Origin of the sequence: Streptomyces graminofaciens (assembly GCF_030294945.1) — a bacterium.
Classification (GTDB): domain Bacteria; phylum Actinomycetota; class Actinomycetes; order Streptomycetales; family Streptomycetaceae; genus Streptomyces; species Streptomyces graminofaciens.
Window position 1 is genome coordinate 892719 of record NZ_AP018448.1, and the last position, 12552, is coordinate 905270.

The window sequence follows — 12552 nt, forward strand, 5'->3', positions numbered from 1 at the left end:
TGATCGACGGTAGGCTCGGGCACCAGCCGACGAGCACGAGTGGAGGAGCGCGATGGCGAGACGGCCCCAAGAACTGCTCTACCTGCTGACACGGGCCGAACGTCTCGCCGTGCGCCGAGTGCAGTCCGTACTGGACGAGTTCGACTGCTCGGTGGAGGCGTGGCGGGTTCTCGACCTGCTCTCCGACGGGCAGGGACACAACATGACGGCCCTCGCCGACCATGCCTTCCTGCCGGCGCCGAGCCTCACCAAGCTGGTCGACCAGCTCGTCGACCAGAACCTGGTCTACCGCCGTGTCGACCCCGCCGACCGCCGCCGCGTCCTGGCCCACCTCACCCCACGGGGCGTGCAGCGTTGGCAGGTGATGGTCCGTGAAGTGCGGGCCGACTGGGGGGACTTGGAGCAGCTGCTCCCGGACGAGGAGCTGAACGGCCTGCTCGTCCGGCTGGCCGAGGCTCTGGAGGGCCGGGACACCACCGGTCCGGCCAAGGTCACGACAGGTCGTGGGGAGCGCGCAGTTGGGCGAGCACGTTGAAGTCGAGGCCGTCCGCCTCCGCGAGGTAGATGCGCTGGCGGACATGCCGGTCGTGGAGGCGGAGCAGGCCGCGCGGCCCTTCGTAGGAGACGGTCTCAGCGGTGGCCGAGATCGCCGAGACGTCCACGGTCCGGGCCCGTTCTATGAGCGAGGCGAGCAGCAGCACGCCCTCGTAGCAGGATTCGCCAAGGCTGCCGGGGGCTGGAGCGTCGACGCCGAAGCGGTCGGCGTACTGACCGTGGAAGTCCAGGGTGTCCTGGTTGGCCAGTGAGGCGAAGAATCCGGCCGTGCTGTAAAGGTCGCCGGTCGCCTCCGGCCCGCTGGCCATCAGCATGTTCTCGTCCATCAGGGTGCTCAGCCTGAGGCACCGCTGGTCGAGGCCGAAGGCGGCGAAGGCGCGGTTGAAGCGGACCGCGTCACTGCCGACCAGGAGCATCAGCACACCGTCCGCGTCCGCGTGCTCGATGCGCCGCAGCACGTCACGGAAGTCCTCGGCGCCCAGCGGCAGGTACGCCTCGCCGCAGACCCGTCCGCCCCGGAACGCGCGGGCGTAGCGGCGGGCGGCCCGGGCGGTGCGCCGGGGCCAGACGTAGTTGTTGCCGACGACGAACCACCGGCGCACCCGCCGCGTCTCGGCGAGCAGCCGCATGGCGGGCAGCAGCTGCCAGTCGGGCGTCTCGCTGGTCATGAAGACGCCGTCGGTCCGTTCCCCGCCCTCATAGAGAGCGGTGTAGACGTACGGCACCAGGTGAGCGATGCGCGGCGCCACCGCCTGCCGGACCGAGGAGATATGCCAGCCGGTGACGCCGTGCACCGCGCCGGTCGCCACCAGGGCCTCGACCTCCTCGGCGACCTTCTGCGGTTCGGCGCCGCCGTCGACCTCCAGCAGCTTCAGCTCCTTGCCCAGTACCCCGCCGGCCTTGTTGATCTCCTCGGCGGCCAGCCGCGCGCACGCCTCGCAGGCGGGACCGAAGATCCCGGCAGGCCCCTGCATCGGGTACACGAGCGCGACGTTCAGGGACGAATCGTCGGCCGTGAACCACTCGGGGGTGTGGAGGCTGAGCGGCCGGCGCATTGCCACATGATTGCCCGACGACGATCCGTACCCAAGCACCGGCAGGGATCGAGACCGATTTGTAGGGATGAGGGGGCAGGTCCGCAGCTCGACAAGGGGCGCGGGGCGGCATCCGCGGATCGGACGTGTCAGGCAGGACAAGCCCCGCGCCCGCGTCACAGTGTCGCGCAGCGCCCACTCTTCTTGCAATAGATCTGCTATTGCAAGTTACATGTAATAGGGGCGGGCGGCGGGCGACTGCCTCACTCGCCGCCCTCCAGGCCCCCCTCCGTCTCCAGGTACACCTGCCGCAGCCCCTCCAGCACCGCCGGTTCGGGCTTCCCCCACAGGCCCCGCGACTCCGCCTCCAACAGCCGCCCGGCAATGCCGTGCAGGACCCAGAGGCGGCGGTGACCTGCACCTCCGTTCGGGCACCCATCACCCACCCTTTATTGCATACTACTCGCAATAGCTTATTTAGTGCAGGAAGGGGTTGGTGTGGGCTCTCCGATCGTGCTGGGCATCGAGTCGTCCTGTGACGAGACCGGCGCGGGGCTTGGTCCGGGACGGGCGGCTGCTGGGCCATGCGGTGGCGTCGAGCATGGACGAGCACGTCCGCTTCGGCGGCGTCGTGCCCGAGATCGCCCCCCGCGCGCACGTGCACGCCGTACGGCCGGTGATCCAGCGGGCTCTGGACGACGCCGGGCTGCGCCTGGCCGACGTCGGCGCGGTCGCGGCGACCACCGGGCCGGGCCTGGCGGGGGCGCCCCAGGTGGGGTTGGCCGGGGCGAAGACCGTCGCGTACGCGCTCGGGGTCCCGCTGTACGGCGTCCACCACCTCGCCGGTCATGTCGCCGCCGACACCCTGGAGCACGGTCCGCTGCCCGCCCCTGCATGGTGCTGATCGTCTCCGGCGGCCACACCTCTCTCCTCCTCGTCCGTGACCTCGCCCGTGACCCGATCGCCCATCTCGGCGACACCCTCGACGACGCGGCCGGGGAGTGCTTCGACAAGGTCGCGCGGGTCTTCGGGCTGCCGTATCCCGGCGGTCCGGCCATCGACCGGGCGGCCCGCGCGGGCGATCCGCGCGCGGTCCCCTTCCCCCGCCCGCTGACCGGCTCGCCCGATCAGCGGTACGCCTTCTCCTTCTCCGGACTGAAGACCGCCGCCGCGCGCTGGGCCGAGGGACACACCGGCCGCGAGCTTCCGGTCGCCGACGGCGCGGCCTCGCTCCAGGAGGCGGTCGCCGACGTACTCACCCGCAAGGCAGTGGCGGCCTGCGTCGAGCACGGGGTCGGCACACTGGTTGTGGTCGGCGGGGTCGCCGCGAACTCCCGGGTGCGGTCGCTCGCCGAGGAACGCTGCCGGGAGGCGGGCGTCGAGCTGCGCGTGCCGCCGCTGTCGCTGTGCACGGACAACGGCGCGATGATCGCCGCCGTCGGCGACCTCCTCGTACGCGCCGGGACGCAGCCCGCCCCGCTGGACCTGTCCATCGACCCGTCGGCGCCCCTGGAGTACGCCACCCTGCACCCGGCGGCCTCCCTGGCGGGTGCGGCCTGATGGGCATCCGGGTCTTCCAGGGCACCGATCTCCTCGCCCACGTTGTCTTTGCGTCGTGCCCCTGAGAGCTGGCCAACCGCAAGGCGTAGGCCTCCCGCGGCGAGGCCGCCTCCGCGGGCCGGGACGGCGGCACGCCGCTCGAGCCGGCTGGTACTCCTCGGGGCCGCGGCGCGCGCAGCCGCGGCCCCGCTGCCCGTACGGTCAGCGCGACCACGGCCCTGCTGCTCCTCAGGGAGGCGCACGGTGAGCTGGACACCGGCCCCAGGCCGTCCGCGGCCTTCCTGGACGCCTCCGGCATGGGGGCCCCGACCGCGGCGTACACCGCCGCCGAGGCCCATATGCCCTCTGCCGCCCAGCAGTTCGCAGCCCTGGCCGAACAGACCGCAGCCCGCCTTGTCCGCGGCCGCGGGCGGGGAGTTGTCGCCGGCGCAGTGCGTGCTGTACGCGGGCGTTGCCGGGCCCTGCGCTAGAAGGTCAGGTTCCAGGCGTCGATCTTGCCTGTGTCGGAGGCGGCGTTGTCGTTGACGCGCAGCTTCCAGGTGCCGTTCGCGACCTCCGAGGAGGCGTTCACGGTGTAGGTCTGGGCGATGTTGTCGGCGCTGCCGCCGGTGTGGTTGTGCAGCGTGTAGACGGTGCCGTCCGGCGCCACCAGGTCGACCTTGAGGTCACCGATGTAGGTGTGCTTGATGTCCACACCCACCTTGAGCGTGGCCGGGGCGTTGCCGGTCACGCCGGTGACAGCGATCGGGCTCTCCACGGTCGCGTTGTCGTTGATGGTGAAGTCCGCGAGGTTCTCGAAGTACGTGCCGGGCGGCGGGGTGGTCCCGACGGCCCTGAGAGCGTCGGTCTGTCCCTCGCCGAAGAACGAGTTGTTGGCCGTCGTGCCCGTGCAGCGGCTGTCCGAGGGGCAGGCGATGTCGTTGGCCTGGGCGGCCAGCTTGGCGCGGATCTCCGCCGGAGTGATGCCCGGGTTGGCGCTGGCGATGAGTGCCGCCACGCCGACCACGTGCGGGGTGGCCATCGAGGTGCCGCTCTTGCTGCCGTAGCCACCGCCGGGGACGGTGGAGTACACGCTGCTGCCCGGCGCCGCGACGTCGATGACGCCCTGCCCGTAGTTGGAGAACGAGGCCTTGGTGACGCCCGTGCCGTTGGCCGCGACCGTGACCACGCCCGGCAGTTCGGTCGGGATGTCGAGGCAGGCGTTGGTGATGGTGCGGGTGACCGGCGTCGAGTCGTTCGGGCTCGCGGAGTCGGTCGTCTTGTGGGCGAGGTCGTAGTTCTCGTTGCCCGCGGCGGCGATCTGGAGGGAGCCCTTGCCCTCGGCGTACTCCTGGGCGCGCTTGACGCCCTCGATGATGGCGGCCTGGTCGATGTTGTCCGGGCAGTTGAACTGCCACGGGTCCGTGTAATAGCTGTTGTTGGTGACCTTGAAGCCGTGGTCACCGGCCCAGACGAAGCCGCAGATGGTGTTCTCGGCGAAGAAGAAGGCGTTGCCCGGCTCGGCGACCCGGACCGCGGCGATCTTCACCCCGGGTGCCACGCCGACGACGCCCTTACCGTTCTTGGCCGCGGCGATGGTGCCCGCTACGTGGGTGCCGTGCGTGTCGACGTCCCGCCAGGCGCCGGCACGGGTGTCGGGCTTGCCGTAGGCGCAGGAGACCGAGTCAGCCGCGTCGAAGTTGGGCGCCAGGTCCTGGTGCTGGTCATCCACACCGGTGTCCAGGACGCCGACCGTGACGGAGGCGGAGCCCGGGTTCACGGCCCAGGCCTGGTCGGCCTTGATCTGGCTCATGTCGGCGCGGACCGGTTCTCCGGCCGGGGTCGAGGCCTGGGCCGGATTTGCCGGGAGTGCCGGCGTGTAGGCGTCGGCCGGGACGTCCGAGGTGCGCGTGGCGCCGACCTGCTGCACGCCGGCGACGCCGCGCATGGTGGCGGCGAATGTGCTGGACGTCGAGTGGGCGACGATCACGCCGATGGCGTCGAAGTTCGAAAAGACGGTGCCGCCGTTGGCCTCGATCGCGGAGCGGACCGCCGAACTGTCACCGGGGGCGGTGATCACGAGGTAGGCACGCGTGCCGGCCACCCAGGCCGCACTCTGGGAAGCCGGCGTGGCGGCCGGAGCGTGGGCCTTGGCGGCCGGCGCGGTGGAGGGAACGACGGGGAGCGTGCCCGCGAGGGCGCCCGGGGCGCCGAACACGAGGGCGGCGCCGAGCGTGGCCGCCAGCACCAGCGTGCGTCTGGACCGGCTGGATATGTGGGGTATCAATGCGTCCTCCGAAGACGGCCCGACCGTGCTGATGGCACCGGCCGGGCCGTACGAAACGAGTGGTGGATGCAAGATGTCAGACGGGTCCTCCTGTACGGAAGTACCTTTCCGTGCCGCGACGTTGTAGGGGCATGGCTGAAAATCCCCGCTGGGGGTGCCGGCGCGGTACCGGATGGCCACCACCGAGAAGATGCACCGGGTGATCGCTCCCTCTGCGCGTATCGAGCAGACCCGGCGGCGGCTGGCCCGGCTGCGCGTTGAGGGTCTGGTCGACCGCATCACCCTGCCGCCCGCCGGACGGACCCGGGTGTGGTTCCCCACGGCGTACGGCGTGCAACTCGCCTCCCAGTGGCCCGAGATGCGCGGGCGGCGGCTCTCCAGGACCGTGTCCGATCCGACCGCCGTGCGGCTGAAGGCCGGCCACACGCTGACCATGACCGAGACCACGCTCGTCCGGCGAGACGGTGGTCCCGGCCGACCTCCAACTGGCCGCCTTCGAGCGAGCGTTGTCCCCGAAAGAGCTGGTGCTGCTGCCCGGCGGCCACTTCGACGCCTACAAGGTGCACTTCGAGGAATCCAGCGGCGCCGCGCTGTCGTGGTTCCGCACGCACCTCGACCCGGTCGCGGTCTCAACCGGCTCGTGAAATGGAGGCGGTTCCGGCTGCTGCTGGAACCGCCTTTCCAGGCGGGTGACTGCCACCTCTCTCCCTCGCGGAGCGCTTCCGGAACATGGCGGCCACGTTCACCCGCCACTTGGCACGGTCGGCCATGACATCGGCGGTTGGCTGTAGTGCTTGGGGAGGTGCGGGTTGCGGTGCGGCGTCCGGGTCTCGGGGACAGAACAGCCGGCGTGCCGGCGACATGAAGCACGACGAGGCCATTGGCCGCGCCTAGATGCGGCGTCGGCTCAACTGTGCATGGACGCCGCGGGTCGCACGACGTACTGGCGCAGGTAGAGGTCTCGGTAGGTGACGGGGCCGCGGGGGCCGGGGACGCGGTCGATGTTGATGCCGGTTTCCGGCAGGCGCAGGAGCTTGAAGCCGTCGAGGAGGCGGGTGGTGGAGTTCCAGAAGACGCCTGAGCCACCGTAGGCGTCCATGAACTGGGCTGCGGTGTCCGGGTCGTGGGTGGCGATGGCGGCGGCCAGGCCGGAGGTCTCCTCGTTGGCGATCCGTGCGGCTTGAACAGGTCCGTCCGCCTCGTCGATCGTCACCGTTGCCGCATGCTCGGAGTCCAGAGACCACTCGTAACCGCGCGCGTGGGCGTGCGGCGGTAGCGATGCCGTAATACCCAGGTCTTCGAGGGTCTTCACAATGCCCGGCAGCAGCTTGTCGTGGACAGCCCGGTCGATGAGGAGCAGATTGAGCCGGTTGCAGACGCCCAGCCGGTCCAGGCTGCTGGTGACCAACTCGTGCACCAGCTTCTCGTCGGCGTCCCGGGCCACATAGAGCACACCGCCGCCGTCCGCGTGGGCCAGCGTGCGCACACCGTGCCGGGCGGCCTCTCGGCCGAGTTCTCGGGTGCTGTCGCCGCTGCCGCGCAGGATGACCAGGGGGACGGTCTCGGGCAGCGACACCAGCGCGTATGCCGCGGCTCGGTCCTCGCTCGGCACCAGCTGGATGGCGTCCGGGTTCAGTCCCGCGTCGGCGAGAGAGGGCGTGATCACGTGAGTGATCAAGGCCTGGGAGGAGCGCAGGGCCGCCGAACCGGTGCGCAGTACCCCGCCGTTGCGGGACTTGAGGAACTGGGAGGCGACGTCGAGTGTCACATTCGGGCGCGCCTCGAAGTTCGCGCCGATGACACCCACCGGGCGGCGGCGCTCCAGCAGGACCAGGCCGTCGGGACGCTCCTCGAGGACGGTGTCCCGCGGCTCGTGCGGCACGTCCGCCAGCGTGCGCAACGCCGCGGCCATGTCCCCCAGCCGCGGGCCGGTCAGCCGCAGGCGATCCTGCAGTGCCGCCGACATCCCGCTCGAGGCGGCCGATCGCAGGTCCTCCTGATTCGCCGCTGTCAGCACGTCGCCTGCCGTGTGCAGCCGCTGCGCCATGGCCCGCAGCGCGGTGTCGATCTCCACGTCCGACGCCCGGGCCAAGGCCGCCGAGCCCTGCGTCGCCCGGACGGCGCAGGCGTGAACCGCCTCTTGGACGGAGCGGGGCACGCTCATCTCGTTCCTGTTCACATCGGTCCCCTTCACGGTCCAAGCGCAATACGCGACAAACGAGCGACAGGAGGATCGTTCAACAATCCTCACGCAGACCACTGTAAACCGCTCGGTTTCCTCATGGCAAGGGCGGAAGGAATCAGTGAGGGTGCACCGTCAGGAAGTGACCACCGGCTTGGGCGTGACCCCGTTCTCGCTGTCCTCCGCAGGTGAAAGGACCGCGGCGGCGCTCGTGGCCTGGATCGTCCTGGAGGACGAGGCCGGATTCGCGATGACGCCGCCCGCCCCCACCCGGGGCCGGCGCGGGCAGACTCCCGTGGTGAGAGCGCGGGGACGCTCCCGGCGGCGGATCTCCGTCGCCGCGCCGTGCTGCTACCGGCCCGGCGACGGGTTCGGCTGATCTACCGGCCCCGCTTCCACTCGCCCCTCAAAGGAGCACGCAAGAGTTTCGCCTGGCAGGACTACCGCAACCTCCTGGTCCGCGCGCACCTGCAACTCGGCGCCCCGATCGTTGTCGTCCGGGACGATTTGAACACCCATCGTGCCGCCGGGATGAGGAAGTACGCAGTCGACCACGACTGACCCACCATCGTCCAACTTCCGTCCTGCAGCCCGGACTTGAACCCGGTGGAAGGTGTCTGGTCCCTGTTACGGCGCGGGTGGATGGCCAACACCGCATTCAGCGATCCCGACCACCTCGCCCGTACCATCCGCCGAGGCCTCGCCCACATCCAGCGCCATCCCGAACTCATCGACGACTGCCTCACCGAAACTGGTCCGACCCTTGCCTCAGACGCCCGAAGACAATCCGAAAAGGTCAGTAGTGGTTCTTCAGGCCAGGCGGGGAGCGGGACCGACAAGGCACTGGACAGGACGTCCGACTGCGTACACGATCGTGCTCATGACACCCGAGGAGGCCATTGTCGCCACTGCCGACCGGATCGCGGTGCTGCTGGAGGCGGGAGCCGACCCGCGGACGCCGTTGCCTGGCGCGGAGTGGACGGTGGGGGAGGCGGCGGCGCACCTCGCGCTGGCAGGGAAGCTGATGGCGGACATCGGGGCGGGCGAGGACCGTCCGTACGGCGATGGGACGCCGAGCGGTCTCGCGGCGGCCAACCGTGCGGCTCTGGCCGTCTTCCCGCAGCGGGATCCGGCGGTCCTCGGCGCGGAGATCGCGGACAGGGCCCGGGCCTTCGTCGCGGCCGCGGCCGGTTGCAGTCCGCGGGAGGCGGTGCTGACGCCGATGGGGCCGATGGACAGGGCCACCCTGGGCTCGTACCTGCTCACGCACCTGCTCGGGCACGGATACGACATCGCGGTCGCGCTGCGCGGGCCGCACATGGTCGACCGGGAAGTGGTCGCGTTCACCCTGCCCTTCATACGACTGGCCATGCCGCGTGTAGTGAACCCCGGCGCGGCCGGCCACCATGCGTGCTATCTGTTGCGGATCGGCCGCGACCGCTTCGCCGTCACCTTCGCGGACGGCGTGCCCACGGTCACCGACACCCCGCCCAGGCGCCCCGATTGCACGATAGCCATCGACCCCGTCGCCTTCCTCCTCCTCGCCCTGGGCCGCTGGACCGCCCCCACCGTCATGGCCCGCGCCAAGGTCGTCGTCTGGGGCCGCAAACCGTGGCTGGGCCTGCGCTTCCCGATGCTCTTCACAGCGCCGTAGAGAGCGAGCAGATTGCCACCGGACGGCCTCGCAGAGGTCTCAGGGTCCTCACAAGGTCGAGGGTCAGGCGGTCGCCGCAGGAGCGGGACACGCACAGGAACATGCAGTCTTTCGCGGCCCTCTGGTGATCGGCGAGGCGCGAGTCGCGGTGATCGGGACGGCCTTCCAGGACCGGGGTGAGGCACCTTCCGCACGTACCCTGCTCACAGGAGGCGAGCACCTCCGCCCCGGCCCTGCGTACCGCCTCCAGCACCGAGACGCCCAGGGTGACCGTGACCGTGCGTCCCGTGCGCCGCAGGTCGACCTCGAAGACGGTGTCCCGTACCGGTGCGGCCTGCTCGGCGGCGGTAGAACGCTCGGTGGGCAGCGCGTACAGCGGCCGGACGACACAGGGCGGCTTCCAGGGCGGCGATCAACCGGTTCGAACAGCTTCCCCTACCAGTCGTGGCCGCAGTCCAGGGACTGTGCTTCGGCGGCGGGTTCGAACTCGCGCTGCGCGCCGACATCATCCTCGCCGCCGAGAGCGCCCGCTTCGGCCATCCCGAGCAGTCGCTCGGCATCGTCACCCTCCTCGGCGGCATCCACCGCGTGGCCGAACGGGCCGGCCGGGCCCGCGCCTTCGAATGGGCACTGACCTCCGAGCAGGTACCCGCCTCGGTCATGGCCGACGCCGGGGTCATCAACCGCGTCGTCCCCGACGCCGAACTGCGCACCGAGGCAGAGGCCTTCGCCCGGAGCATCGCCCAGGGCCCCACCCGGGCGCACGTCGTGCACAAGGCGTTGCTGCGCGCCTGGGCCACAGGCGGCATCCCGGCCGCCGACCAGCACCTGTTCGACCTCGCCGTCCCGCTCTTCGAGACCGAGGACGTCAAGAACGGCCTGGCCTCCGCCGCCAAGGCCCTCAAAGAGGGCCGCCCCCGGCCCGTCCTCCCCTTCAAGGGCCGCTGATCCCCCCACTCCCCCTCACCCGCCGCCAGCCAGAGGACACCACATGATCATCGATTCCGCGGACCTGGACGCGAAGTCCGCCTACATGCTGCTCATCGGCTCTGTCATTCCCCGCCCCATCGCCTGGGTGAGCACCGTGTTCACCGAGAGTGTGGGCAACCTGGCCCCCATCTCCTTCTTCACGGTCGTCGGACGCAAGCCGCCCCGGATCTCGCTGTCGTTCCAGCCGCGCTCGGACGGCGCCACGCTCAAGGACAGCTTCGTCAACATCCGTGACACCGGCGAGTTCGTGACAAACATGGCCACCCTGCCGCAGATCGAGGGGTTGAACCGCAGCGCCTTCGAGTTCGAGCCCGACGTCGACGAGTTCGACGCGGTCGGGCTGGAGAAGGAGCCGTCCGAGGCCGTCCGCCCGCCCCGCATCAAGGGAGCGCCCGTCGCGTTCGAGTGCACCGTCGAGCACATCTTCTCCTCGCCCGACGGACTCAACAACGCCGTCTGGGGCAATGTGGTGCGCTTCTACATCAGGGACGACCTCTATGTGGGCGGCCGGATCGACTTCGGTGCCATCGCTCCGGTGGGACGACTCGCCGCCGAATACACCCTGGTGAACAACGCGTTCGTGCCACCGCTCGACCCTGCGGTGCTCCAGGAGCACTCCGGACGCCGGATGGAGCGCCTGGATGAGAAGGACACGTACTACTCACCGATCGACACGCCCCACTGGTCGCCGTCCGGCGCCACCACCACCCTCGACTGACAGTAAGGGTGGAGGTGCCCCTGGCGGCGGGGACCGGCTCGCCGATCGACCTGCGTCCCGTCCGGCTTCGCCAGACATCATCACCGGGCATCGCGCATCGCGGATGGAACAACGTCACCCCACAGCCGGTCGGCGCCGAATCGGAAGACGTCCCAGTGCCGGATGGCAAGCCTGTGCTACCAGGTGGGCTGTGGGCCGCCGAGGCCAACCGCACAGGTCGGCCCCCACGTCCCTCGACCACGGCTCGGCACCTGCCGGGCGTGGGCCAGGGGCCGGAGGCGCGCGATGCGACATCCGGCCGGAGCCTGTGCCGGGCTACCAGGAGGCCAGTGAGCCGTCCGTGTTGCGCCAGACCGGATTGCGCCAGCGGTGGCCTCGTTCGGCGGCGGCCCGGACCGCGTCCTCGTCGATGGTGATGCCGAGACCGGGCGCGGTGGGGCGGTCGATGTAGCCGTCGCGGAACGTGAAGGGCGTCGTGTCGGCGAGGTAGTCCAGCAGTCCGCTGCTGTCGCCGTAGCCGATGCCAAGTGCCTGTTCCTGGATGAGGAAGTTGGGGATCGCGAAGTCGAGCTGCAGACTCGCCGCGAGGGCGATGGGGCCCAGCGGGCAGTGCGGTGCCACCAGGACGTCGTACGCCTCGGCCATCGCGGCGATGCGGCGGCTCTCGGAGATTCCTCCGGCGTGGCTGATGTCGGGCTGGGCCACGGCGATGCCGTCGGAGAGCACCGAGCGGAAGTCCCAGCGCGAGTACAGCCGTTCGCCGGTGGCGATGGGGATGGATGTGGAACGCACCACGGCGCCGAGGTCCCGGGAGAACTCCGGAAGCACGGGCTCTTCGACGAAGAGCGGCAGAAGCGGCTCCAGATGGGGCAGGACGCGACGGGACATCGCCCCGCTGAACCGGCCGTGGAAGTCCAGCGCCAGATCACGCTCCGGCCCGATGGCCTCGCGGACCGCGGCCACTCCGTCCACGATGGCGTTGATCGCGGCGGGCGTGGCGAGCGGCTCCAGCTGGCCGCAGGGGTTCAGCTTGACCGCCGTCATGCCCTTGGCGACCTGCTCTGCGGCCGATTCGGCCAGCTCCTCAGGGGTTTCGCCGCCGACCCAGCCGTAGACGCGGACCCGGTCGCGTACGTGGCCGCCGAGGAGCTGGTGGACCGGGACGCCGTGAGTCTTGCCCGCGATGTCCCACAATGCCTGGTCGATTCCCGCCAGGGCGCTGTTCAGGACGACTCCGCCGCGGTAGAAGCCGCTCTTGGCGAGCACCTGCCAGTGTTCCTCGATGCGGGCGGGGTCCTGGCCGAGCAGGTAGTCGAACATCTCCTCGACACAACGGGCGACGGTGTGGGCCTTGCCCTCGACTATGGGCTCACCCCAGCCGGAGATTCCCTCGTCGGTGTCGACGCGCAGGAACAGCCAGCGCGGTTCGACGAGAAAGAGTTCGTATCCAGTGATCTTCATGTGATGGACCTCCGGGTCCTGTGCTGTGTACGGCTCGATGGCTGGGCTGAGGGCTGGGGTGGGGGGCGTGGTCGAAAGCGGGCGCGGGAAACTGTCCGCTCGCCGGGACGAAAGGGGCGTTGGTTCGCGGGA

Annotated in this window: 11 protein-coding genes and 3 pseudogenes; 8 read left to right on the top strand and 6 right to left on the bottom strand. The window is 70.4% G+C overall.

All coding sequences use genetic code 11. From position 1 onward, the window contains the following. The first annotated feature begins 52 nt into the window (after positions 1–52). The gene (locus tag SGFS_RS03805; protein ID WP_286247609.1) at positions 53–535 is read left to right on the top strand and encodes a MarR family winged helix-turn-helix transcriptional regulator; all 483 of its coding nucleotides are present in this window, start codon (positions 53–55) and stop codon (positions 533–535) included. On the opposite strand, the gene SGFS_RS03810 is transcribed toward SGFS_RS03805, so the two are convergent. Together SGFS_RS03810 and SGFS_RS03815 are read right to left on the bottom strand one after the other, a co-directional pair. Beyond that, positions 492–1610 (bottom strand): substrate-binding domain-containing protein, encoded by a 1119-nt coding sequence (locus SGFS_RS03810; RefSeq protein WP_286247611.1) that lies wholly within the window; start codon positions 1608–1610, stop codon positions 492–494. The genes SGFS_RS03805 and SGFS_RS03810 overlap by 44 nt on opposite strands. Before the next feature lie 242 nt (positions 1611–1852). Next, positions 1853–2035, bottom strand: coding sequence for a hypothetical protein (locus SGFS_RS03815; RefSeq protein WP_286247612.1), 183 nt, complete (start codon positions 2033–2035; stop codon positions 1853–1855). Between the two features lie 52 nt (positions 2036–2087). Between SGFS_RS03815 and tsaD the strand changes: the two are divergent. Next, positions 2088–3149, top strand: a pseudogene (gene tsaD, locus SGFS_RS03820) (tRNA (adenosine(37)-N6)-threonylcarbamoyltransferase complex transferase subunit TsaD). Between the two features lie 466 nt (positions 3150–3615). On the opposite strand, the gene SGFS_RS03825 reads toward tsaD, so the two are convergent. Next, on the bottom strand, positions 3616–5376 hold the full coding sequence (locus SGFS_RS03825) for a S8 family peptidase (protein WP_286247613.1): 1761 nt from the start codon (positions 5374–5376) through the stop codon (positions 3616–3618). Positions 5377–5587: 211 nt separating this feature from the next. Here SGFS_RS03825 and SGFS_RS03830 point away from each other — a divergent pair. Continuing rightward, positions 5588–5848: pseudogene (locus tag SGFS_RS03830) on the top strand (replication-relaxation family protein); the annotation flags it as partial. 31 nt (positions 5849–5879) lie between these two features. Continuing rightward, the gene (locus tag SGFS_RS03835) at positions 5880–6059 is read left to right on the top strand and encodes a hypothetical protein (RefSeq protein ID WP_286260450.1); all 180 of its coding nucleotides are present in this window, start codon (positions 5880–5882) and stop codon (positions 6057–6059) included. Between the two features lie 263 nt (positions 6060–6322). Here SGFS_RS03835 and SGFS_RS03840 read toward each other — a convergent pair whose 3' ends face one another. Then, positions 6323–7594 carry an aldehyde dehydrogenase family protein gene (locus tag SGFS_RS03840; protein ID WP_286247614.1) on the bottom strand — a complete coding sequence of 424 codons (1272 nt, stop codon included), beginning with the start codon at positions 7592–7594 and terminating at the stop codon, positions 6323–6325. A 196-nt stretch (positions 7595–7790) separates the two neighbouring features. On the opposite strand from SGFS_RS03840, the pseudogene SGFS_RS03845 reads away from it, so the two are divergent. Together SGFS_RS03845 and SGFS_RS03850 are read left to right on the top strand one after the other, a co-directional pair. Continuing rightward, positions 7791–8362 (top strand): annotated as a pseudogene (locus tag SGFS_RS03845) (transposase); the annotation flags it as partial. 115 nt (positions 8363–8477) lie between these two features. Next, on the top strand, positions 8478–9251 hold the full coding sequence (locus tag SGFS_RS03850; protein ID WP_286247616.1) for a maleylpyruvate isomerase family mycothiol-dependent enzyme: 774 nt from the start codon (positions 8478–8480) through the stop codon (positions 9249–9251). On the opposite strand, the gene SGFS_RS03855 is transcribed toward SGFS_RS03850, so the two are convergent. Next, positions 9238–9504: a 2Fe-2S iron-sulfur cluster-binding protein gene (locus SGFS_RS03855; RefSeq protein ID WP_434026149.1), complete on the bottom strand. Its 267-nt coding sequence runs from the start codon at positions 9502–9504 to the stop codon at positions 9238–9240. The two genes, SGFS_RS03850 and SGFS_RS03855, sit on opposite strands and share 14 nt — an antisense overlap. A gap of 191 nt (positions 9505–9695) precedes the next feature. Here SGFS_RS03855 and SGFS_RS03860 point away from each other — a divergent pair, with 191 nt between their 5' ends. Then, the gene (locus SGFS_RS03860; RefSeq protein WP_434026151.1) at positions 9696–10199 is read left to right on the top strand and encodes an enoyl-CoA hydratase/isomerase family protein; all 504 of its coding nucleotides are present in this window, start codon (positions 9696–9698) and stop codon (positions 10197–10199) included. Positions 10200–10242: 43 nt separating this feature from the next. Then, entirely contained in the window at positions 10243–10959 is a 717-nt protein-coding gene (locus tag SGFS_RS03865) for a flavin reductase family protein (RefSeq protein ID WP_286247618.1), read from the top strand. Positions 10960–11274: 315 nt separating this feature from the next. On the opposite strand, the gene dgoD is transcribed toward SGFS_RS03865, so the two are convergent. Continuing rightward, positions 11275–12420 carry a galactonate dehydratase gene (gene dgoD / locus SGFS_RS03870; RefSeq protein ID WP_286247620.1) on the bottom strand — a complete coding sequence of 382 codons (1146 nt, stop codon included), beginning with the start codon at positions 12418–12420 and terminating at the stop codon, positions 11275–11277. Between the last annotated feature and the right edge of the window lie 132 nt (positions 12421–12552).

Bases quoted from the DNA above. Each gene is read 5' to 3' on its own strand.
- SGFS_RS03850 (WP_286247616.1), top strand. From the start codon at position 8,478: ATGACACCCGAGGAGGCCATTGTCGCCACTGCCGACCGGATCGCGGTG.
- dgoD (WP_286247620.1), bottom strand. From the start codon at position 12,420: ATGAAGATCACTGGATACGAACTCTTTCTCGTCGAACCGCGCTGGCTG.
- SGFS_RS03810 (WP_286247611.1), bottom strand. From the start codon at position 1,610: ATGCGCCGGCCGCTCAGCCTCCACACCCCCGAGTGGTTCACGGCCGAC.
- SGFS_RS03805 (WP_286247609.1), top strand. From the start codon at position 53: ATGGCGAGACGGCCCCAAGAACTGCTCTACCTGCTGACACGGGCCGAA.
- SGFS_RS03865 (WP_286247618.1), top strand. From the start codon at position 10,243: ATGATCATCGATTCCGCGGACCTGGACGCGAAGTCCGCCTACATGCTG.